The 22328-nt window shown below is 63.8% G+C and carries 20 protein-coding genes; 14 read left to right on the plus strand and 6 right to left on the minus strand.

What is annotated here, in order from left to right; all coding sequences use genetic code 11:
• The first annotated feature begins 216 nt into the window (after positions 1-216).
• Positions 217-1401, plus strand: coding sequence for an MFS transporter (locus tag BPRO_RS16995; RefSeq protein ID WP_011484304.1), 1185 nt, complete (start codon positions 217-219; stop codon positions 1399-1401).
• A 90-nt stretch (positions 1402-1491) separates the two neighbouring features.
• Here BPRO_RS16995 and BPRO_RS17000 read toward each other — a convergent pair whose 3' ends face one another.
• Entirely contained in the window at positions 1492-2154 is a 663-nt protein-coding gene (locus BPRO_RS17000) for an alpha/beta hydrolase (RefSeq protein ID WP_011484305.1), read from the minus strand.
• A gap of 302 nt (positions 2155-2456) precedes the next feature.
• Here BPRO_RS17000 and BPRO_RS17005 point away from each other — a divergent pair, with 302 nt between their 5' ends.
• Positions 2457-2693, plus strand: a complete 237-nt coding sequence (locus tag BPRO_RS17005; protein ID WP_011484306.1) for a hypothetical protein — start codon at positions 2457-2459, stop codon at positions 2691-2693.
• 217 nt (positions 2694-2910) lie between these two features.
• On the opposite strand, the gene BPRO_RS17010 is transcribed toward BPRO_RS17005, so the two are convergent.
• Positions 2911-3354, minus strand: a complete 444-nt coding sequence (locus BPRO_RS17010) for a TspO/MBR family protein (RefSeq protein WP_232291422.1) — start codon at positions 3352-3354, stop codon at positions 2911-2913.
• 416 nt (positions 3355-3770) lie between these two features.
• Between BPRO_RS17010 and BPRO_RS28660 the strand changes: the two genes are divergently transcribed.
• Both BPRO_RS28660 and BPRO_RS30160 read left to right on the plus strand, forming a co-directional pair.
• Positions 3771-3893 carry a DUF4864 domain-containing protein gene (locus BPRO_RS28660; protein WP_232291423.1) on the plus strand — a complete coding sequence of 41 codons (123 nt, stop codon included), beginning with the start codon at positions 3771-3773 and terminating at the stop codon, positions 3891-3893.
• A gap of 177 nt (positions 3894-4070) precedes the next feature.
• Positions 4071-4856 (plus strand): hypothetical protein, encoded by a 786-nt coding sequence (locus BPRO_RS30160; RefSeq protein ID WP_011484309.1) that lies wholly within the window; start codon positions 4071-4073, stop codon positions 4854-4856.
• A 211-nt stretch (positions 4857-5067) separates the two neighbouring features.
• Here BPRO_RS30160 and norR read toward each other — a convergent pair whose 3' ends face one another.
• Entirely contained in the window at positions 5068-6726 is a 1659-nt protein-coding gene (gene norR, locus BPRO_RS17025) for a nitric oxide reductase transcriptional regulator NorR (protein ID WP_011484310.1), read from the minus strand.
• 184 nt (positions 6727-6910) lie between these two features.
• Between norR and hmpA the strand changes: the two genes are divergently transcribed.
• Both hmpA and BPRO_RS17035 read left to right on the plus strand, forming a co-directional pair.
• The gene (gene hmpA, locus BPRO_RS17030; RefSeq protein WP_011484311.1) at positions 6911-8092 is read left to right on the plus strand and encodes an NO-inducible flavohemoprotein; all 1182 of its coding nucleotides are present in this window, start codon (positions 6911-6913) and stop codon (positions 8090-8092) included.
• Positions 8093-8361: 269 nt separating this feature from the next.
• Positions 8362-8982 (plus strand): hypothetical protein, encoded by a 621-nt coding sequence (locus BPRO_RS17035; protein WP_011484312.1) that lies wholly within the window; start codon positions 8362-8364, stop codon positions 8980-8982.
• Positions 8983-9029: 47 nt separating this feature from the next.
• Here BPRO_RS17035 and BPRO_RS17040 read toward each other — a convergent pair whose 3' ends face one another.
• Entirely contained in the window at positions 9030-9539 is a 510-nt protein-coding gene (locus tag BPRO_RS17040) for a DUF1993 domain-containing protein (protein ID WP_011484313.1), read from the minus strand.
• A 198-nt stretch (positions 9540-9737) separates the two neighbouring features.
• On the opposite strand from BPRO_RS17040, the gene argE reads away from it, so the two are divergent.
• Entirely contained in the window at positions 9738-10958 is a 1221-nt protein-coding gene (gene argE / locus BPRO_RS17045; protein WP_011484314.1) for an acetylornithine deacetylase, read from the plus strand.
• A 29-nt stretch (positions 10959-10987) separates the two neighbouring features.
• Entirely contained in the window at positions 10988-11944 is a 957-nt protein-coding gene (locus tag BPRO_RS17050; RefSeq protein WP_011484315.1) for a tripartite tricarboxylate transporter substrate binding protein, read from the plus strand.
• Positions 11945-12179: 235 nt separating this feature from the next.
• Here BPRO_RS17050 and BPRO_RS17055 read toward each other — a convergent pair whose 3' ends face one another.
• Positions 12180-13100 carry a LysR substrate-binding domain-containing protein gene (locus tag BPRO_RS17055; protein WP_011484316.1) on the minus strand — a complete coding sequence of 307 codons (921 nt, stop codon included), beginning with the start codon at positions 13098-13100 and terminating at the stop codon, positions 12180-12182.
• 179 nt (positions 13101-13279) lie between these two features.
• On the opposite strand from BPRO_RS17055, the gene BPRO_RS17060 reads away from it, so the two are divergent.
• Complete coding sequence (locus tag BPRO_RS17060; RefSeq protein WP_011484317.1) at positions 13280-14023, plus strand: SDR family NAD(P)-dependent oxidoreductase; 744 nt, start codon at positions 13280-13282, stop codon at positions 14021-14023.
• A gap of 90 nt (positions 14024-14113) precedes the next feature.
• Complete coding sequence (locus BPRO_RS17065) at positions 14114-14338, plus strand: 2-hydroxymuconate tautomerase family protein (protein ID WP_011484318.1); 225 nt, start codon at positions 14114-14116, stop codon at positions 14336-14338.
• 322 nt (positions 14339-14660) lie between these two features.
• On the opposite strand, the gene BPRO_RS17070 is transcribed toward BPRO_RS17065, so the two are convergent.
• Complete coding sequence (locus BPRO_RS17070; RefSeq protein ID WP_041388906.1) at positions 14661-17114, minus strand: glycoside hydrolase family 5 protein; 2454 nt, start codon at positions 17112-17114, stop codon at positions 14661-14663.
• Between the two features lie 541 nt (positions 17115-17655).
• Here BPRO_RS17070 and BPRO_RS17075 point away from each other — a divergent pair.
• The 4 genes from BPRO_RS17075 to gudD all read left to right on the plus strand — a co-directional run bounded on the left by BPRO_RS17075 (position 17656) and on the right by gudD (position 22267).
• Entirely contained in the window at positions 17656-18699 is a 1044-nt protein-coding gene (locus tag BPRO_RS17075; protein ID WP_011484321.1) for a LacI family DNA-binding transcriptional regulator, read from the plus strand.
• A 264-nt stretch (positions 18700-18963) separates the two neighbouring features.
• Entirely contained in the window at positions 18964-19878 is a 915-nt protein-coding gene (kdgD, locus tag BPRO_RS17080; RefSeq protein WP_041388907.1) for a 5-dehydro-4-deoxyglucarate dehydratase, read from the plus strand.
• Positions 19879-19905: 27 nt separating this feature from the next.
• Positions 19906-20868, plus strand: coding sequence for a Bug family tripartite tricarboxylate transporter substrate binding protein (locus BPRO_RS17085; protein WP_011484323.1), 963 nt, complete (start codon positions 19906-19908; stop codon positions 20866-20868).
• A gap of 64 nt (positions 20869-20932) precedes the next feature.
• The gene (gene gudD / locus BPRO_RS17090; protein ID WP_011484324.1) at positions 20933-22267 is read left to right on the plus strand and encodes a glucarate dehydratase; all 1335 of its coding nucleotides are present in this window, start codon (positions 20933-20935) and stop codon (positions 22265-22267) included.
• Positions 22268-22328 lie beyond the last annotated feature (61 nt).

A 22328-nucleotide genomic window follows, 5' to 3' on the forward strand; every position in this document is an offset into this window, starting at 1 on the left:
ACGCAGCAGATTTGATCTTTTCGTGTCCATCGCTGACCTGCCAGGCCGCTCCGGACGGCCAGGTCTAGCGGCGTTAACATCGGTTGCCGCTGCACGCCGGCCCCGGGGCCAAGCCTGTACTGCCTCGCCGATCAACGCTTCTTCCGGAGGTTCCCTCTGACCGCACCGCACGACCCCTCCGCCCTGGCTGATTCACGCTACGCGGTGGGACGCCTGATGATCACGCTGGCGCTGATGACGGTGGGTGCCAGCGGCATGTATGTGGTGCCGGTGGTACTGCCGGCCGTGCAGGCCGATTTTGGCGTGGCGCGTGCCGATGCCTCACTGCCCTACACCCTGCTGATGATCGGATTCGGCCTGGGCGGCGTGCTGATGGGGCGGCTGGCCGACCGGTTCGGCGTGATGGTGCCGCTGCTGATAGGAGCGGTGGGGCTGGGCCTGGGTTACGCCGCCGCGGCGATGGCCAGCAACATCTGGATGTTCATGCTGGCGCACGGCTTCCTGGTCGGCCTGCTGGGCAGCTCGGCCACCTTCGCGCCCCTGCTGGCCGACACGTCCCTGTGGTTTGTGCGGCGGCGCGGCATTGCGGTGGCGGTGTGCGCCAGCGGCAACTACGTGGGCGGCGCCATCTGGCCGCCTGTCGTGCAGCATTTTGTGGAAGCCGTGGGCTGGCGCCAGACCTACCTGGGCCTGGGGCTCTTCAGCGTGGTCACCATGGCAGGGCTGGCGCTGCTGATGCGCAAGCGCCCGCCGATGGCCGTGGCCGCGCCGGTCAACCGCCACTTTGCGGCCAGTCCCAGCAGCCTGCCCTTTGGCCTGCCACCGGGCAAGGCCCAGGTGCTGCTGTGCATTGCCGGCGTGTCGTGCTGTGTGGCCATGGCCATGCCGCAGGTGCACATCGTTTCCTACTGCACCGACCTGGGCTACGGCGCGGCGCGGGGCGCCGAGATGCTGTCGCTGATGCTGGCCTGTGGCGTGGTGAGCCGCCTCGTGTCGGGCCTCATCTGCGACCGCATCGGCGGCCTGCGCACGCTGCTGCTCGGCTCGGCCCTGCAGGGCATTGCGCTGCTGATGTTTTTGCCCTTCAACGGACTGGTGTCGCTATACCTGATTGCCGCGCTGTTCGGCCTGTTCCAGGGGGGCATCGTGCCGTCCTACGCCATCATCGTGCGTGAATATTTTTTGCCGGCGGAAGCCGGCGCGCGCGTGGGAACGGTGATCATGGCGACCATGTTCGGCATGGCGCTGGGCGGCTGGATGTCGGGCAAGGTGTTTGACCTCACGGGATCCTACCAGGCCGCCTTCCTCAATGGCATCGCGTGGAACCTGCTGAACCTGGGCATCGCGGTATTTCTGCTTTGGCGCGTGCGCCCGCCACGCCGCATCACACAGCCGGCCTGAACGCTCCACCGGGCCGTCATCGGATTGCTATATTTTCAATAGCATTTCGCACCCAATGAACCGGAGTTGCAGTCGTTGCCTGCTCCTGGATCAGGCAAGCACCCGCCGCAGCCAGCGCTCCAGATCCACAACCTCTTCGGGGCAGACGGAATGCTCCATGCGGTATTCGTGCCATTCAACCGGGTAGCCCAGGGCCGTGAGTGCATCGCGCGAGGCCGTGGCGCGCGGCAGCGGCACCACGCCGTCGTGGGAGCCATGAGCCAGGAAGATGGGCAGGCCCTGGCTGGCAGCGCTGCGCTCGGCAGCGGTCTTGTCCGCCAGCGGCAGGTAGCCCGACAGGCCCGCAATACCGGCCAGCCGTTCACCGTGCCGCAAGCCCGTCATGAGGGCCAGGGCGCAGCCCTGCGAGAAGCCGGCCACCACGATGCGATTGGCCGGTATACCCCGCGACTTTTCATGTGCGAGCAAGGCTTCAATCGAAGCCTGCGACTGGCGCAGCCCGGCCTCGTCCTCACGTTTGGCCAGGTCGGCGCCCAGAATGTCGTACCAGGCGGGCATGACATAGCCCCCATTGATGGTGACGGGCATCACGGGCGCACTGGGAAAGAGAAAGCGCACCGGCCCCACACTGGACAAATCCAGTTGCTCGGCAATCGGCACAAAATCGCGACCGTCGGCACCCAGGCCGTGCATGATGACAATGGTGGCGACCGGGTTGTTGCCGGTCTGGGCTTCAAGAACTTCAAGGGACATGGGACTTGCCGGTTGTAGGGTTGACGTTGGCGCAGGGATGCTGCTGCGTTGCGGGCTCGCTGCAGGTCAGCGGCTGAACAGCGAAGGAACTGCCTGGCAACTGCAACTGCTGTAACAAGTCTGGATTTTAGGGGCTGCCGGCGTCGGCCTTTGTGGGCTGCAGTTCCCCGACAAAACCCCGGCAGACAGGGGCTGGCAGGTCAGGCACATGCTTGACTCTGCGGGCGACCACCCCTTTTACGCCGGCGCTGTATTTGCTAGCATGAACCGTCAGCATTTTCTGACGCAAGCGGGATATCCGGATGAAATTCATCATTGCGGCCATGGCCCTGGCGACGTCCTCACTGGCTTTGGCCTACCACTGCCCCAACGAGATGAAGGCGATCGACGCCAAACTGGCCACCAACCCCACGCTGTCTGCCGCGGACATGGGCAAAGTCAAGGACTTGCGCGCCGAAGGGGAGAAGCTCCACAAGGCAGGCAAGCACGACGAGTCATTGAAAGCGCTCGACAGCGCCAAGAAACTGCTGGGGATCTGAGACCCTGCACTGCTCTGATCTGAAGAGCAACTGCAAGCGCTTGAAACTTCGCCCTGGCGCTGCGGTGCGGCAGTCCGCTGCGCAAATGGGCCGTCAGCCGCGGATGGTCGCGCTCCACCAAGCCGGCCATACTGATCGCAGCTTGGGACGAGCCGCGGTGCTGTGGCCGAGCACCAGGCAAACAGCGGACTTGCGGACTCATGGGGACGGCGGTGCTTTACCGGTTGAGCCAGGTGATGCTGAACTGCAGGACGGTGGCAAAGCCCACCCAGAGCAGGTAAGGAATGTTGGCATACACCACCCACCGCGCACGCCGCCAGATCACGACCATCGCCCAGAGCAGCGTCACCAGCACAAGAAAGGCGTCCACACTGGCCAGCGCATTGTTCTTCAGACCAAACTGTATCGGGGTGTACACCACGTTGAACAACAGGTTCAGGATGAAAGGCAGCAGCACGCCAAAGGGCAGCCGTCGCCTGAGGCACTGCCACAGCACAAAGCCAAAGCTGATGGCAATGATGACATAGAGGACAGTCCACACCGGTCCAAACACGAAAGCCGGCGGCGCAAAGAAGGGCTTGGCAAGTTGCGCGTACCACGCGGCGCCGCTGGCGCTGTTCATACAGGTGGGATTGAAGTTGCCATGACGCGTTTTTAACATCGACCCGGTTCTGGCGTGCACCTGCGTGTGGCCAACGGCGGCAGGACGGTGTCGCAAGCTCGCGGGACAATCTCGGCGCTTTAATACATTGAATAGACGGATGAACGGATGAATCCGGAGGCCGGCAGGCTGCGTATTTTTTGTATCAAATTGCTGCAAGATCAAGGCGCAGCCGCCTGCATCTTTTCTTCTCGCCAACCCTGGAGGCGCCTTGATGACACCCCATTCGAACCTGCTGTTTACGCGTCTGGCGCGGTGGCTGCGCCCGTGGCCTGGGCTTTGGCCCTGCCCGCGTTTTGCGTGCCAGCCCATGCAATGCCCTTCACTGCGGCTGACGAAAAAAGCGTACGCACTGTCGTGGAAGTTCGGCGGGCTTTCTGAAGCCCGAGGGCAAGGATGACCAAGCGATCCAGCGGGTGCGGATGACGGACGCCAGCGGGGACTCCTGGCTGGCAATTTACAGCCTGGCGCGGCAGAAGAACAGGCTGTGGCGCATCACCGGCTGCGTCGTCGTCGAGAACAAGGGGCGCATGGCCTGACACCCCGTTCGTATCGCAGCGCAGCGTATCGCCGGGCGAGTTGTTACTTTTCCCGTCAAAGGTGTCAATGTGAAACAGCGCTACCGACCTACCTGTCGCCACGGATTGCACCTCTAAGATAAGAGTTCTGAAGAGTTGCAGTTCGCAGTTCTGTTTATTCAAAGTAAGGTCATGCCAATGTTGATCAAAAAAACCATCGTGGCGTTGGGCGCTGCCAGCTTCGTGCTGTTGGCCGGCGGGCTGGTCGGGGCGCAAACCGCTACCGGCACCACCACAACGACAACCACCACCAGTCCGGCTGGCGACAAGTTGGCCAGCAGCTACAGCTCTTTTGCCGGTTCCGACAAAAATGCCCAGTCTCTGGTCAACGGGCTTCGCACCAGTTCCACCATCACGCTGGAATCCACCACGGGTGCGCCTTCTGCGAGCCTTTCCCCTTCGACCAGCAAGATGGGCTACGGCAACATCAACATAGCACTTTCACTGGCCCAAACCTCCCTGGCCAAACAGGGCATCACCAATCCCACGCCCACGCAGCTTGCGGAAGCGCTGAACGGCATATTGGGGCAACGCAGCCAAGGCATGGGCTGGGGGAAAATTGCCCAGAGCATGGGCGTCAAGCTGGGCTCCGTCGTGAGCGCCTCCAAGACCGACAAGGCCGGCAAGAAATCTGACACCTCAACAAAGTCTGCCAGTGCTGGAAAAACCACGGGCAGCACCGCCAGCAACGCAAAAGGCGGCAACGCGGCGGGCAGCGGTGGCGGCAAAGGCGGCGGTAGCGGCGCGGGAGGCGGTGGCGGTAACGCCGGCGGCAATGGTGGCGGTAACGGCGGCGGCGGAGGTAATGGCGGTGGCGGTGGCGGTGGCGGCGGTGGCGGCGGCGGTGGCGGCGGCGGTGGCGGCGGCGGCGGCGGTGGCGGCGGCGGCGGTGGTGGCGGCGGCGGCGGTGGTGGGAACAAGTAAGCCTTCCACCTCAAAGCGCCCACCTACAACAGGCTCCCATCCAAAAAGCCGCCAGGACTGCAAAGTCCTGGCGGCTTTTTTTTCGGGCCTTCTTCGGACGCCTTTGCTGAAAACAGGGCCTCCGGCACACGGCACACGGCACACGGCACACGGCAGGAGTCTGACCAACCCGAGGACGTTGCCCGGGCCTGGGCCGAACCGCTGTCCGCTTTCAGACTCCCTGTTTCGGCGGGTTTTGGACACCCGGACGTGGCCTGTCAGGCGGGCTCCCGACTTCCCCGCGAAGACCCAGCCTTTTCGCCAACCTGACCAGATTGGCACGGTGCAGGCCCAGTTCGCGCGCGGCCGACGCCCAGTTGTTGTGATGCCGCGCCAGGCTGGCCGCTATGCGCTGGCGCTGGTGCCATTCCATCGAGGTACGCAAATCCACAGGCAGCGCAGCGCCGCCCGCGTCGGGCATACCCTCCTGGACCGCGGCGTCCTTGCTGCCAGACGCGTCCGGGGCTGATGCGCCCCAGCTGGCCGGGGCGGGTAAATCAAGATGTGAAGCCGTCAGGCTCAGGATGCGTGGCCGCCCGGGCACACCCGCCAGCGCTTTCAGCGCGCTACGCCCCACCAGGTGTTCGAGTTCCCGCACATTGCCCGGCCAGTCGTGTGCCAGCAGGGAGGCCTGTGCATCGGCGTCCATCCGCAAACTGCCCAGCCCCAGGCGCGACCGGTTTTGTTCGAGGAAGTAGCCCGCCAGCAGCAGCACGTCATGCCCGCGCTCGCGCAGCGGCGGCACGACCAGCGGATAGACGCTGAGCCGGTGGTAGAAGTCGGCGCGGTAACGGCCGGCACGCACCTCGTGCGCCAGGTCGCGGTTGGTGGCGGCAATCACCCGCACATCGACCTGGTGCTCGCGGTCTGAGCCCAGGCGCTGCAATTGCCCGTTCTGCAGCACACGCAGCAGCTTGGCCTGCACGGCCAGAGACAGCTCGCCGACTTCATCGAGAAACAGCGTGCCGCCATTGGCCAGCTCGAACTTGCCACGCCGGTCGGCGACCGCGCCTGAAAATGCGCCGCGTACATGGCCGAACAGCTCGCTCTCCACCAGCGTCTCGGGCAGCGCCGCGCAGTTGAGGCTGATCAGCGGACGCGCCGCGCGGGGCGATGCGGCATGCAGCGCCTGCGCCACCAGTTCCTTGCCGACGCCGGTTTCGCCGGTTATCAGCACGGTGAGTTCGCTGTTGCCGACCACGGCGATTTCTTCCAGCAGCCGCTGGTGCGCCGCACTCTGGCCGATCAATGCCGGTGGTGTGCTTTCCGCGGCCAGCTCCCGGTAGGTGTCGGCACGCAGGCGCTCATCCTCCGCGCGCAGGGTCAGCCGTTCCATGCGCTGCACCACGCTGACGGTGGCGGCCGCCAGGCTGGCAAAGGCCTGCAGGTCACCCAGGTCCACTGCGGAAAACCGCTGGCTGTTCAGCGCGTCGATAGTCAGCACGCCCCAGTTTTTTTCACCCACCTGCACCGGGCAGCCCATGCAGTCGTGCACCTCCAGGTGTCCATGCAGCCCCTCCACCAAACCGTCATAGGGGTCGGGCAGCTCGCAATCCACGGGAAAGCGCATCGGCCCGCCGGCCTCCAGCAGGCGCTTGAAACGTGGGTGCTCTTCGACCTTGAAGCGCCGCCCCATGGTGTCGCTGCTCAACCCGTTCACGGCCAGGGGCACCAGGGCAGCGCCATCGAGCCGCAGCAGCGCGGTGGCGTCGCAGGGCAGCAAGGCACGCACGGCTTCGAGCAGGCGGCGGTAACGCTCGCCGTCGGGCATCTCGCGCGACAGGTCGTCCACCAGCGGGACCAAGGCTTTCAGCATGGGCTGAGCAATCATATTGATTCTTTTAAGTATCCAATTGACTACTTTAGCATGGCATCTTTTTGACTCCAGAATGTCCCAAGTTGTTGATTCATATGGGTAGACGAGCTGGCACAAGTATTGAATACAGGGTGTCGGCAATCACCGGCAGGGCTTCGTTTCGCATCGTGCGGGGCGCCCTGCCCCTACAGGAGAATTCATGCTGACCGCGCAACAACGTGCCATCGTCAAATCCACCGTACCGCTGCTGGAAAGTGGCGGCGAGGCACTGACCACCCACTTCTACCAAATCCTGCTGACCGAACATCCCGAAGTGCGCCCCTTCTTCAACCAGGCGCACCAGGCCAACGGTGACCAGCCCCGGGCGCTGGCCAACGGTGTGCTGATGTACGCCCGCCACATCGACAAGCTGGAGCAGCTGGGCGGGCTGGTGGCGCAAATCATCAACAAGCATGTGTCGCTGCAGATCGAGCCGGCGCACTACCCCATCGTCGGCGCCTGCCTGTTGCGCGCGATTCGCGAAGTGCTGGGTGCGGAGATCGCCACCGGCGAGGTGCTGGCCGCCTGGGGCGCCGCTTACGGGCAACTCGCCGACATCCTGATCGGCGCCGAAGAGAAAATTTATGCGGAAACGGCCGCTGCGCCGGGCGGCTGGCGCGGTGCGCGCCGTTTTATCGTGGCGCGCAAGGTCGCCGAAAGCGCGGAAATCACCTCCTTCTACCTGCAGCCCGAAGACGGCGCAGCGCTGGCAGCCTTTCAACCGGGCCAGTACCTTGGCCTGAAACTGGTGATCAACGGCGAGGAAATCCGCCGCAACTATTCGCTCTCGGCAGCGCCCAACGGCCGCGACTACCGCATCAGCGTGAAACGCGAGCCGGGCGGCGTGGCGTCGTGCTATCTGCATGACGAGTTGCAGGAAGGCGGCGGGCTGGACGTGTTTCCGCCCGCCGGCGAGTTTGTGCTGGCGGACGGCGACAGGCCGGTAGTGCTGATCAGCGGCGGCGTCGGCATTACACCGACGCTGGCCATGCTGGACGCCGCACTGGAACGCCAGCGGCCGGTGCACTTCATCCACTTTGCGCGCAACAAATCGGTCCACGCCTTTCGCGACGCGCTGGCCACGCGGCAAGCCAGGCATGCGCAACTGCGGCACTTTTACGTCTATGACGAACATGCCGGCGAAGCCGACGCGCCGCACGCCACCGGTCTCGTCGACAGCGGGCAACTGGCTCAATGGCTGCCGGCTTCGCGCGATGTGGATGCCTATTTCCTGGGCCCCAAGCCCTTCATGCGCCGGGTCAGGCAACAGCTGCGCGAACTGGGCGTGCCTGAATCGCAGACCCGTTACGAGTTTTTTGGCCCGGCCAGCGCGCTGGACTGAGGCCACGCCGTCGCGAAGCCACGCCGGCGCGTGCATGCCGCCGGCGTGCTGAAACGCGTGTAAATATTCACAAAAAACACGATTGCACAGCACTGCAACAAGGCAATGACGCAAAAAAATGGTGCGCTGCGGAACAAAGTCACTTGACGCGCACGTTGGGGAGGCAGACCATCACTAACACCTTGTAACGCCCGACAAGCCATTTTGCAGACGGGCGAGCCAACTTATTAGGCATTAAGTTGACCATCAACGGAATGGGAGCGTACGCCATGAATTTCCACAGTCTGTTTGGCCTGAAAAGCCGTCCGAAACCGCTGCCGGCCAAGGCCAAGACCATCGCCGCCGAAGGCCCGCCCACCATCGAAGACGGATCAGCCAACGCCTTGCGGCGCCAGCTGGTCCAGGTATTGCTGCGCGATGTCGTGCGACGCCACGGCATTCCACCCGGCTGGCTGGACTGCCAGATGCTGGTCGTCTCCAGCCGCAGTCGCGGCGAGGGCATGTATGTGCGCCTGGTCATGAGACACTGGGATCCACGCTTGCTGAACTATGCAGTCGCTTTCCAGAAAGCGCTCATGGTTGACATCATGCGTTTTGAGCCGCGCGCCACAGACTGGCTGTACGGAATCTCGTGGCAGCTGGAAGTCGGCGACACCTGCCCTTACAAGGAACTGCCTAACCGCTCGGTGTGGCAAGAGCCGGCCCAAAAACCGTCCCACCAGCCGCCCCAAAAGCCGGCCCACGAGCCCACCCCCCAGGACGAGCTGAAAACCGATCTGGAACGCATTTTTGCGATACGCGACTCCGACATGCTGATGCGCGGAGAAGAAGCCGGCCGCCCAGCCCGGGCCTACGCAAAAACGGAGCCCCAAAAGCTGGTGAACCCCTGAGGAGAGCCCGGCTCCGCGCCCGGCCCCGGCGGCTTTCTGCTTTCTTGTTAATACGTGCCGATGTAGTCTTTCTTGCCGACTTCCACACCGCTGTGGCGCAGGATGGCATAGGCCGTGGTGGTGTGAAAAAAGAAATGCGGCAGGCCGTAATTGAGCAGGTAAGACTGTCCGGTAAACCGCTTTTCCTTGGGGGTGCCAGCCTGCGTGACGATCTCGCGCGTGGCGGCCTCGTCAAACTTCCCCGCATCCAGCCCTTCCAGAAACGCCAGCACCGTGGCAATACGCGCCTGCAGGTCTGCAAAGGTCTGCTCGCTGTCTTCGAGCTTGGGCACCTCCACGCCGGCCAGGCGCGCCGACACGCTTTTGGCGAAGTCAGTGGCCACCTGCACCTGGCGCAGCAGCGGGAACATGTCGGGGAACAGGCGCGCCTGCAGCAAGGCAGCGGGCTCGATTTTCCTGGCGGCCGCATGCGCTTCGGCCTTGCTCAATACTTCCTTGAGTCCGCCCAGCATCTGCTTGAAGACGGGAATGGAAGTGGTGTAAACGGGACTGATCATGAATTCTTTCGTGAGGAGGATAGGAAGCGAAGACCTGAGATTCTCGCCGGGTTCCGCAGCCTGCGCCTGGCACCGCACACGGGCCACCTCCGGCAGGCCACAAGCTCCCGCGGAAAAAGATAAGATGTCTCACCATTTTGACGGTCCACGCTCCCTTTCCGCCAGTCCCGCCCAGGGACTTTTCACAAAGGCTCTCTCATGAACGCCCCCCTTCCCGGCAGTGCCATGCAATCCGTCCTGGCTGCCGACCTGGCCGCCCTGCCCCTGATTGAAAAATGGGTTTCGTTTGCCTCGGTGTCGCGCGATACCAACCTGCCCATCATCGAATGGACACGCGAGCGGCTCGAGGCACTTGGCATCGAATGCCGCCTGACGTACGACGACAGCGGCAAGAAGGCCAACCTGTGGGCTACGCTGCCGGCGGAAAACGGTGAAACAAAAACAGGCGGGCTGGTGCTGTCGGGCCACACCGATGTGGTGCCTGTCGATGGCCAGCCCTGGGACACCGATCCGTTTGCGGCAACGATCATTGGCGACAGGCTCTATGGCCGCGGCGTCACCGACATGAAGAGCTACGGCGCCACCGCGCTGATGATGGTGCCCGAATTGCTCAAGCGCAAGCTCAAGACCCCCGTACACCTGGCCTTCAGCTACGACGAGGAAGTCGGCTGCATCGGCGTGCGCCGCCTGATCGCCGACATGGTGGCCCAGGGCTACAAGCCCGCCGGCTGCATCGTCGGCGAGCCCACCGGCATGCAGGTGGTGATTGCGCACAAGGGCAAGCATGCCTACAAGACCTCGGTGCGCGGCTTCGAGGCGCACTCCTCGCTCACGCCGCTGGGCGTCAATGCGGTCGAGATCGCCTGCGAATTCGTCGCCCACCTCAAGTCCATGCACCGCAGGCTGGTCGCCCAGGGGCCGTTCGATGCGATTTACGACGTGCCGCACACCACCATCCATACCGGCGTGATTGCCGGCGGCACCGCGCTCAACATCATTCCGCGCGACTGCGATGTGACCTGGGAGATTCGTCACCACCACATGAACTCGCCGGAGGCGCTCTTCAATGAAGCCAAGGCGTTTGCCGACAGCCTGCTGCCAGCCATGCAGGCCGTGGCGCCCGACACCGGCATCACCCACAAGCTCAACTCGGTGCTGCCCGGTTTCGCCACCGATGCGGACAGCGAGATTGCGCAGCTGTGCTTCAGATGCGCGGGCGTGGACAGCAGCATCGGCGCCGGCAAGGTGTCGTTTGGCACGGAAGCTGCATTGTTTCATCAGGCCGGTGTGCCCACCATCGTGTGCGGCCCCGGCCACATCGCGCAGGCGCACCAACCCAATGAATGGGTCACGCTGGAGCAGCTGGCCTGGTGCGAGCGCTTCATGCGCCGCCTGGCTGACGAAATTTGCGTGAACTGACTCCAGCAACCAACCAGAAAGACCACCCGATGGACCGCAGAGAACTCATGGCCGCAGGCCTGGCACTTGTCGCAGGCAGCGCACTGGCGCAGGCCAATCCCAAACTGGCACGCATTGTGGTGCCCTTCGCCCCAGGCGGCGTGCAGGACATCCTGGCCCGATCACTGTCTACCGAACTGGGCGTCGCGCTGGGCCAGACCGTCATCGTGGAAAACCGCCCTGGCGCCGGCGGCACGGTGGGAACCGGCTTTGTGGCCAAGTCCCCGGCTGACAGCGGCGCCATGGTGCTGGCGGCGGCCAGCCACAACATTGCCGGCTCGCTCTACACCAAACTCAACTACGACCCACAAAAAGACTTTGCACCGATGGCACACATCGGCACCGCCGACTATGTGCTGATGATTCACCCCGATGTGCCGGCCAAAACCGCCGGCGAGTACATCCGCCATGCCAAGGCCAATCCCGGCAAGATGAACTACGCCACCGCCGGCGTTGGCAGCGCCACGCACCTTTCCATGGCCTACTTCAACGGCCTGGCCGGCATCGATGTGGTGCATGTGCCGCTCAAGGCCACGGGCGAAGCCATCAATGAGGTGATTTCCGGCCGCGCGCAGGCCGTGATTGCGGCCAGCATAGGCGCGCTGGCGTTTGCCAGGGACAGCCGCATCCGCCTGGTGGGCGTGACATCGCCCAAGCGGTCGAAATATCTACCCGACGTTCCGACCATTGCCGAAAGCGGATTGCCGGGCTACCAGTTCAACTCCTGGTTTGGCCTGCTGGGCCCTGCTGGCACGCCGGCGGCCGACATCAGCCGCGTCAACGCCGCCGTGGCCAGGCTGCTGAAAGATCCGGTCATCCTGGAGCGTCTGGACAAGCAGGGCATTGAGCCGCTGGCCATGAGCAACGCGGACTTTGCCAAGCTGCTGGCCACGGACTATGAGCGCATGGCGCAGGTCGTGAAGGCTTCGGGCGCGAAGGTCGAATAGACCGCCGGCGGCGCCGGCAAAGCCCCGGCGCGAAGCATCAGCAACCCCTAGTACTCCGACCCAGAAATATCGAAACATGACAGCGCGCCTTCGAACCCATGCCGTCGTTGCAAATCCTTGCCATAGCTATGGCTATGTCTACGGTTTGCGCCTGGGCCTGGGCCCGAATCCATCGCTTTCATTGTGTTCCGACACCTCTGTGTCGAAGTACTAGCGCTCACCGCAGGCGTGCAGTTCAGCGCAGGCCGGTCGTCAGGTTCTCGACCAGAAAATCCACGAAGGTCCGCACGCGCAGGGACAAATGGCGCGCATGCGGATACAGCAGGATGAAGGGCCGCGAGCTGCCGCCAAACTGCGGCATCAGCTCGACCAGGTCGCCGTTCTTCAAATCCTTCTCGACGATGTAGCGGTAGGTTTGCACCAGCCCTGCACCGCTGCGTACCAGGGTCGCGACGCCGAGCACATCGTCCAGGCAGCAATAGCTGCCCTTGGTCACGACGTCGATGTCCTTGCCATCGTGCTGGAAAGTCCATGGGATTTTGCGGCCGGTGCTGGGTAATTCAAACTGGATGCAGTCATGCTTTTGCAGGTCGTCCAGCGTTTTCGGTTTCCCCGCGCGCTTCAGGTAGGACGGCGCGGCTACCAGCACCAGCGCCGCGTCTTCCAGCTTGCGGGCGATCAGGTTGGAGTCGTCCGGCGCGCGCCCGCGTATCGCCAGGTCGTAGCCCTCGTCCGCAAAATCGATGTTCCGGTTGCTCAGGTGGACGTCGACCTGCACTTGCGGATAGCGCTTGCGAAACTGCGGCAGCAGGGGCAGCACGCGGTAATGCGCATAGGGCGTCGGCATGCTGATGCGCAGCAAACCGGCCGGGGCGGCCTGGCCGCCGGTTACCAGGCGCTCGGCATCGACCAGCTGCAACAAGGCCTGGCGGCACTGTTCAAAGTACACGCGGCCGCCGTCGGTCAACCTGATTTGCCGCGTCGTGCGCACGAAGAGGCGCACCCCCAATCGTTCCTCCAATCGCGACACCGAACGGCTGACCGCCGCCGGCGTCACGCTCGCCGCCGCGGCGGCGGCGGTAAAGCTGCTGAGCTCGGCCGCCAGGCAGAACAGCTCAATGCTGCCCAGCAGTAGATCGTCGAAGTTTCGTTTCACAAAATCCCCTATTGATTACGCCATGTATCAAGTAATTTGTGAAAACCAATATTTATCTTCACTGATCACATAAATATAGTTCATCACACGGGGACCGAATAACAAATTTCACCCGGCCTGGCGCGGGACTCCACCGCGAATTTCGCGCCGCTTAGTTAACCCACTGAAGGACTATTGGAATGAGCACCAGCAACAAAACCGTCGTGATCACCGGCGCATCCAGCGGCATCGGCTTCGCATTGGCCGAGGCCTATTTGAAACGGGGCTACAACGTGGTCGGCAATGCCCGCACCTCCGCGCGCCTGCAGGCGGCCGCCGCCAAACTCGGCAACCCGGCCAACTTTTTGGGGGTCGAGGGCGACATTGCCCAACCGGCGACCGCCAAAAACCTGTTTTTCCAGGCCATCGCCGCCTTCGGTAAGGTCGACATCCTCGTCAACAACGCCGGCATCTTCACCGCCAAGCCCATCGTCGATTACACCGAGGACGACCTGGAAACCATAGTCGGCACCAACCTGAAAGGCTTTTTCTACCCCTCGCAGCAAGCCGCCGCGCACATGGCCAAGAATAAGCAGGGCCACATCGTGACCATCACCGCCAGCATCGCGATGCAGCCCACCATGAAAGTGCCGGCACTGCTGCCGGTGCTGATCAAGGGCGGCCTCAACGACGCGACCCGCGCGCTGGCGCTGGAACTGGCCTCGTCCAATGTGAAGGTCTCGGCCGTCGCGCCCGGCGTCATCGCCACCCCCATGCACAGCCCCGACGAAGGCACCCAGTCCTTCCTCAAGACGCTGTCGCCGTCGGCCCGCACCGGCGAGACCCAGGACGTCGTGGACGCCGTGCTCTACCTGACCGACGCGCAATTCACCACCGGTGTCGTGTTGGCGGTCGACGGTGGCGCTTCGGCCGGGACCTGGTAATCCACACATCGTGGACGAACGGCCTTGCCGCGCGTTCACGCCATTTGCAAATCCACCGGCGATGACGCCAACCCTTGAGGAGTTCCTGACATGCCCTACGTCAATATCCGCATCACCCGCGAAGGAGGCGTGACTGCTGCGCAAAAACTGCAGCTGATCGAAGGCGCGACCGACCTGCTGGTCCGCGTCCTGAACAAAAACCCGGCCACCACGTTTGTCATCATCGATGAAGTCGACACCGATAACTGGGGCGTCGCCCGCGAAAACGTGACCACACTGCGCCAGCGCGAAGCCGCCGCCAAGGCCCCGGGCTAGTGGCCTGTAACGGAGAAAAGAGAGTGAACTTTTCCCTGTGTAGAGTGCTTCCGATTTAATCGTTACAGTCCACTAGTGTGGTGTTGCATGCTTGATGGCACAAATAAAAATGATGGATTTTTGGTCAGGGCAAGGCGCAAACCACAGCGATACCCGTAGGTATCGCGCGGATTTGCAACGCCGCCATGGCCAAAAAGACGCATTTTTATGTGCCAGATAGCGTGCAACACCACACTAGGGCCTGTGGCCTTGGCCGTGAAAGCGCGCGACGCCAGGATGGAATGGACTCCAGTTGGCGCCCGCACCCTGCTCACCCTTGCTCTTAAATATTGAGGCCTGCAGTGGTGCCAAGGTAACGTTCAAGCACCACCATCTCCTCCACCGTGGGTGCACCCTTTCCGGTGATCACCGCGTACACATGGCCCCTGAAGCCGTCACGCGGGTAGTAACCGAGGTAGCCCCAGCCGATCAGCATCTGGGAATAAACGCTGGGCGCGAAAGTGGTGTTGTGGCTCGCTACCTCATGCGCATTGACACGCAGCCTCTGCGCGCCCGGTGCGGACGTAAATGCCAGCACCGCGGGCGTATTGACCGGCAACCTGTTCGCGCTGACCAGTTGCACCGTCTGGCCCTTGGCATCCAGCCAGCTGGCCCGCGGCTGGCCGTTGGTGAACCCCAGCTCCGAGGTGTGGCGCGCCTCCGCCTTTGAGGCCTGAAACACCACACCGGTGTTGCTTGTCCCCGGAATGCTCACGCAAGCCAGGGCAAAGTGGGCGTCCTCGATGTTGTAGGGCACGCGGTTCTTCGGGCGAGGCTGCACGCCCGCTGCCGGGGCCGATTTCTTGCACCAGAAGCCAAAGGTATCGGGCGCCGTATGGTCCGAGTTCTTCCGGCCATTCGTCACACGCATGACGGGCAGCGACATCGCACCCATGGTGCTGCTGTCCTTGTTGGTCCAGTTGATCATTTCCATGGCATTGCCCGGGCTGGAGCCATAGCCGGAGTCCGAGATGGCGCGCACCACCTGGCCCGCCGCGGCCGGTGCCCCCAACAGGTAATCGGTGTGCCCGTCGGCGAGCTCCCACTTGCAGGCACCGTATTTGGCAATGATGGTCATTGCCGCGTCTGCCAGGCTGGTCGTGGCGTAGGCCGCCGGGTCGGCCAGGGAGAACACCTTGCGCGGCGGCGGCAGCGGGCCCGTCCATGGGCCGGCGCCCGTGTAGCTGAGTGTGGCGACCTCGTTGTCCGCCGGCGTGTAGGTGAAGCTGTCCTGGCCGTTCGGCCCGGCCGGCAGGGTCAGCCGCGACTTGCTCAACGTCCCCCGCCCTTTCGACGTCACCAGCACAGAGACAGGCCGGCCGAGGTTGCCCCGGGCATAGACGGTGATCGTGAGGGGAGCGCCGGCCAGCGCATAGCCCAGGCCGTCGTCGAAGAGCAGGGCCTGCTCGATGCCGGCAGAGGCCTTGAGCACGCCGGACACCAGCGGCTCCAGCGTCTTGTTCTGGTGCCAGCCCGGCACATGGTTGATGGCGTAGTTGCGGATCGGCCAATGATTACCCCCCATCCAGCTGTATATCTCGCAACCTGACTCATAGGCATGGGTGACAGCGCGCAGGAACATCGGCTCCCAGCGCGGGTCGTCTATCGGCATCCCGACCTCGGTCAGCGCCAGCCGGACACCCGCGGCCTTGGCCCAGCCGGTGGCCTTTTTAAGCCGCTCCAGGCCGGTGCCGGGGTGGATGGCACCGGCGCCGAAACCCGCGCTGAAGTTCTTCGCCACTTCGGCGTCATAGTCAAACGAAGCGCCATTGCTGAACGCATCCAGGTACATGTGAACTTCGTAAATCAGGTTGCTGCCACGCAATGGAAAGCCGGGGTTCTTGGTTCCGATGACCATGGCCGAGCTGTACTGGTTTCCCGCCACGTAAATGGGATTGGCCGTGTCGATGGCGCGGATCGCATCGATAGCCGCCTGCGCATAGGCCGGCCAGATGGTGAGGTCTTCGGCCGCCTTCACGGCCTCTTCATTCGACGCAATCACGCCACCGGGTTTGGGCATGTCGTGAGGCTCGTTCATCAGGCCGTACCCGCCAAAGCCGGGGTGGTCCTTCCACCTGCGCGCGGCACGCGACCAGAAATCGACGAAGTGGGCCTGGGTCAGCGTGGCACCGGGCGCGAGCGAAAAAATCCGCACCTGCACCTGCGTACGATCGCTGGTATAGGGTCGCAGCAAGGGATTGGGCGGCGTGGTCAGGCCGATGACGGCCCCGTCGGGCTGAAACCGGAAGTCCTGGTAACGGCCGTAGTTGTGGTTGTCAATGATGCATTTCATGCCGACCGCCGCGTGGGCATCGAGCACGCCCGTGATGTAGGCCTCGTACGCGGGATGAAACGCGCCCGGGTTGCCAATCGCCGCCTTCGCCGCTGCGTTGGCCGGGGTGTCGTGCAGCATCGGCTGCAAAAGCTCCCACTGGATGGGCAGGCGGTTCTTCGTGTAGCCACAGGCCGCCAGGTAGGCCGCATCGACCTTGCGCGGGACGGTGAAGTGCAGATTGGGCGCACTGCTCATTCCATAGCGCAGCCCGGGCTTGGCCCATTCCATGCCCGAAAGATTGGTGCCCATCGCCACCCGGGCGGTGTTTCTGCCGTCGGGCTGCGCCGCCCCCTTGTCCGGCAGAGGGCCCGCCGGTGCTGCCCGCGCGGCCGACACAAGGGAGCCAAAGGTGGCCAGCGTGGCCGCCGCGGCGGCGGCTTGCGAAAATTCACGTCTTTGCATGGAGGTTGTTTTTTCCTGGGCTGGCGGGAAAGCCGGGCCCATCGGGATATGACCTTGGGGATATGACCTGGGTTTAGACCTTGGTCTGGACCAGTACTCCGACCCGGAAATATCGAAACATGAAAGCGCGCCTTCGAACCCATGCCGTCGTTGCAAATCCTCGCCATAGCCTCGGCTATGTCTGCGGTTTGCGCCTGGACCCAATACGGTTCAGTCAAGTTATTCACCCTGAATCGGAATGAGCAAAACCTTGACTTGTCATTGCGGGCCTGACCGGCAATTCATGGATCCCGGATCAAGTCCGGGATGACAAACCAGGGGCAAGGCCTTAACTGAACCGTATTGCGCCTGGGCCTAGGCCCGAATCCATCGCTTTCATTGTGTTCCGATACCTCTGTGTCGAAGTACCAGTCGGAACCTTAGTTTGAGGCCAAGCCCCGGTCTGGCAAATGAAACACCCGCAACAATTCCCGGCAGGCCTGGCGCCATGCATCCGCAGTGTTCGCATGACTGGTAGCGCTATCGTCGATAGAATCGGCCCATGAACCACGAGGACACGCCAACGGACACCCAGACGCGACGAACCCGCCGGGGCAGCGGCGCCGTCACCCTGCATGACGTGGCCAAGCTGGCCGGCGTGGCGCCCATCACCGCGTCACGCGCCCTGAACACCCCCACCCAGGTTTCAGCTGAGGTGCTGAAGAAAGTCACCGACGCGGTGCAGCGTACCGGCTACGTGCCCAACCGGCTCGCCGGGGGCCTGGCGTCATCGCGCAGCCGCCTGGTGGCGGCGGTCGTGCCCACCCTCAACGGCCCGGTGTTCCTGGAAACCGTGCAAGCCCTGACGGATGCCCTGGCCGAACAGGGCTACCAGTTGATGCTGGGCCAGAGCGGCTATGTGGATTCACGCGAGGATGCCCTGCTGGAAGCCATCATTGGCCGCCGGCCGGACGGCATTGTGCTGACCGGCATCATGCATTCCCCCGAGGGACGCAAGCGCCTGCTGGCGGCCGGCATACCGGTTGTCGAAACCTGGGACCTCACGCCCACCCCGCTGGACATGCTGGTCGGCTTTTCCCATGTGGATGTCGGGCGCGCGGTGGTCGATTTTCTCTATGCCAGGGGACGACGCCGCCTGGCGATCGTGGCGGGCGACGACGAGCGTTCGACACGCCGCCACCAGGCTTTCCAGGCCGCGGCGCGGGCCGCGGGCCTGCCCGAAGTCCGGATGGTGACCGTGCCCGCGCCGACCACCGCGAAAAGCGGCCGCAGCGCGCTGGCCGAACTGATGCGGGACGCGGGTGATATCGATGCCGTGTTTTGCAGTTCGGACCTGCTGGCGCTGGGCGTTCTGATGCAAGCCCAGGCCAGCGGCATTGCGGTGCCCGGGCAACTGGCCATCGTGGGCTTCGGCGACCTGGAGTTTGCCGCCGACCTGAACCCCGCGCTGACAACAGTGCGCATCGATGGCACGGCCATCGGCCGGCAGGCCGCCCGGTTCATCGTGGAGCGTGCGGAAGGCCGGCCGGTGGAGCCACGGGTCGTCGACATCGGCTTCACGATTGTCGAACGGGGCAGCACCTGATGCACATCGGGAGTGACCCGGCAATTTGTCTCCGCACCACCCCGGGCAGGCAGCCGGCATAGGCCGCGCTGCGGGCAGGCCGGAATCCGCAGAACAGAGGCCGAAAAGACCGGAAAAGTCAGGGATACGTAATATCCCGCATCAATTTCTGCTTGCTTTCCTCAAAAGGTAGCGCTACCATTCAAGGCTTCAATGGTAGCGCTACCTTTACCCGGAAACGCTGATTTGTTCACCCAACCACCTCCTTCTTCACGACCCCTTCGCATGACCACCCCGCAAGACCTCAAGAAAATCATCTCCTACGGCCTGCTCTCGTTCCCCCTGACCGACTTCGACAGCCAGCTGCGTTTTGCCGCAAAGCCTTTCGCCGAGCGACTGGAGTGGCTCATGCCCTACGGCGCCACGGCGCTGTTTGCGGCCGGCGGCACGGGCGAGTTTTTCTCGCTGGAGCCGCAGGAGTACAGCGAGGTCGTGCACACCGCGATCCAGACCTGCCAGGGCCGCATGCCCATCATTGCCGGCGCGGGCGGCGGCACCACGCTGGCAATTCGCTATGCGCAGGAGGCCGAGCGGCTGGGCGCCCAGGGCATCCTGCTGCTGCCCCACTACCTGACCGAAGCGACGCAGGAAGGCCTGGTGGCGCACATTGAGGCAGTGTGCAGGAGCGTCAGGTTCGGCGTCATCGTCTACAACCGCGCCGCCTGCCGCCTGACGCCGGAGTCCCTGCTGATACTGGCCGACCGCTGCCCCAACCTGATCGGCTTCAAGGACGGCATTGGCGACATCGAGTCCTTCGTCACCATCCGCCGCAAGCTGGGCGACCGCTTCGCCTACCTTGGCGGGCTGCCCACCGCGGAAGTCTTTGCCGGCGCCTACCAGGCGATGGGCTGCCCGGTTTATTCGTCGGCCGTGTTCAACTTCATCCCCCGCACGGCCATGGAGTTCTACAACGCCCACCACGCCGGCGACACCGCCACCACCAACCGCCTGCTGGACGGGTTCTTCCTGCCCTACATTGCGCTGCGCAACCAGGGCCAGGGCTACGGCGTGAGCATCGTCAAGGCCGGCGCCACGCTGGTGGGCCACACCGCCGGACCGGTGCGCCCGCCGCTGTCGGACCTCAAGCCCGCCGAGATGGAACAGCTCGGCCAGTTGATCGCCAAACTCGGCGCCCAGTAAAGCGCCACCATCCCAGGAGACATCTTCATGAGAAAACTGTTATCTGCCCTAATGATGGGTCTGCTAGCTACGGCAAGCGTGCATGCTCAAACCTGGCCCACCAAGAGCGTGTCGCTGGTGGTGCCCTTCCCGGCCGGCGGCTCGACCGACACCGTCGCCCGCGCCATCGGTCCCAAGCTCACGCAGAGCCTGGGACAGCCCTTTGTCATCGACAACAAGGCCGGCGCAACCGGCACCATTGGCGCGACGCTGGTCAAGCGCGCGACGCCCGACGGCTACACCTTCCTCGTGACCTCGCTCGGCCCGCTGGTCATTGCACCGCACCTGATCAAGGGCATGCAATACGACGCACTGAAAGACTTTGACCCCATCGCCGTCGCCGTCCAGGCGCCCAACGTGCTGGTGGTGCCGGCCAACTCGCCCTACAAGACCGTCGGCGCACTGGTGGCCTACAACAAGATAAATCCCGGCAAGATGTCTTTTGCCTCCTCCGGCAACGGGTCGAGCGATCACCTCACGGCCGAGCTGTTCTGGCAGCTGACGGGCACCAGCGGCTCGCACATTCCCTACAAGGGCGGCGCACCGGCCATCACCGACCTGCTCGGCGGGCAGGTTGACGCCTCGTTCCAGAACATCAATGCCGTGGTGCAGCACATCAGGTCCGGCAAGCTGAAAGCCCTGGCCATCACCTCGCAAAAGCGCTCCGCCGTCCTGCCCGACGTCCCCACGTTCGGCGAGGTCGGTGTGAAGGGCCTGGAGGTGTACTCCTGGCAAGCCGTGGTGGCGCCCAAGGGCCTGCCCGCCGACGTGCGCAACAAGGCACATGCCGCCGTCATTGCCGCGCTCAATGACCCGCAGGTCAGGCAGCAATTCGTGTCCGTCGGCTTTGAAATCGTCGGCAACACGCCGGCCCAGTTCGCCGCCTTCCAGCAGCAGGAGTTTGCGCGCTGGAAGAAAGTCATAGACACTGGAAAAATTACCGCCGATTGAGGCCGATTGAGGCTGATTCAACGATTCAAGATTCAAAGCGATTGAGACCCCTTCCATGTCCAACATGCCCGACACCTCCACACCCCTGATCACCGAGCTGCGCGTGATCCCGGTCGCCGGCCGCGACAGCATGCTGCTCAACCTGAGCGGCGCGCACGGCCCCTTCTTCACACGCAACCTGTTGATCCTCACCGACAATTCCGGGCGCACCGGCGTGGGCGAGGTGCCTGGCGGCGAGAAGATACGCCAGACCCTCGAAGACGCGCGCCCGCTGGTGGTGGGCCAGCCGATAGGCGCCCACCAGCGCGTGCTGCAGCAGATGCAGCAGCAGTTTGCCGACCGCGACAGCGGCGGACGTGGACTGCAAACCTTCGACTTGCGCACCACCATCCACGCGGTGACCGCCGTTGAGTCGGCACTGCTGGATTTGCTGGGCCAGCACCTGGATGTGCCGGTCGCCGCATTGCTGGGCGAAGGCCAGCAGCGCGAGGCGGTCGAGATGCTGGGCTACCTGTTCTTTGTGGGCGACCGCAGCAAGACAGACCTGCCCTACAACAGCGAACCCAATGCCGACAACGCCTGGTCGCGGATACGCCACGAAGAAGCACTGACCCCCGAAACCATCGTGCGGCAGGCCGAAGCGGCGCAGGAGCGCTACGGCTTCAACGACTTCAAGCTCAAGGGCGGCGTGCTGCGCGGCGAGGAAGAAATCGAGGCCGTGACGGCGCTGCACGAGCGCTTTCCGAACGCGCGGGTGACGCTGGACCCGAACGGAGGCTGGCTGCTCAAGGACGCCATCCGCCTGATGCGCGACATGAAAAATGTCGTAGCCTACGCCGAAGACCCGTGCGGCGCCGAAGAAGGCTTCTCGGGCCGCGAGGTCATGGCCGAGTTCCGCCGCGCCACCGGCCTGCCCACCGCCACCAACATGATCGCCACCGACTGGCGGCAACTGCAACACGCCCTGTCGCTGCAGTCAGTGGACATTCCGCTGGCCGACCCGCATTTCTGGACCATGGCCGGCTCGGTACGCGTGGCGCAGACTTGCCGCGACTGGGGTCTGACCTGGGGCTCGCATTCGAACAACCACTTCGACGTGTCGCTCGCCATGTTCACCCATGTCGGCGCAGCCGCGCCGGGCCGCGTGACGGCCATCGACACGCACTGGATCTGGCAGGACGGCCAGCGCCTCACCAAGGAGCCGCTGCAGATCGTGGGCGGGCAGGTAGCTGTGCCGAAGAAGCCCGGCCTCGGTGTCGAACTCGACATGGCCGAGGTGGAAAAGGCGCACCAGCTCTACAAGCAGCACGGCCTGGGCGCGCGCGACGACGCTGTCGCCATGCAAAGCCTGATACCCGGCTGGAAATTCAACCCCAAGCGTCCTGCTTTCGATCGCTGAAAATGGACCGCTGAAAACTGGGTGCTGAAAATTGCCCCCCGAACCATACCGAAAGACGACT

It is taken from the genome of Polaromonas sp. JS666, from assembly GCF_000013865.1.
Classification (GTDB): Bacteria; Pseudomonadota; Gammaproteobacteria; order Burkholderiales; family Burkholderiaceae_C; genus Polaromonas.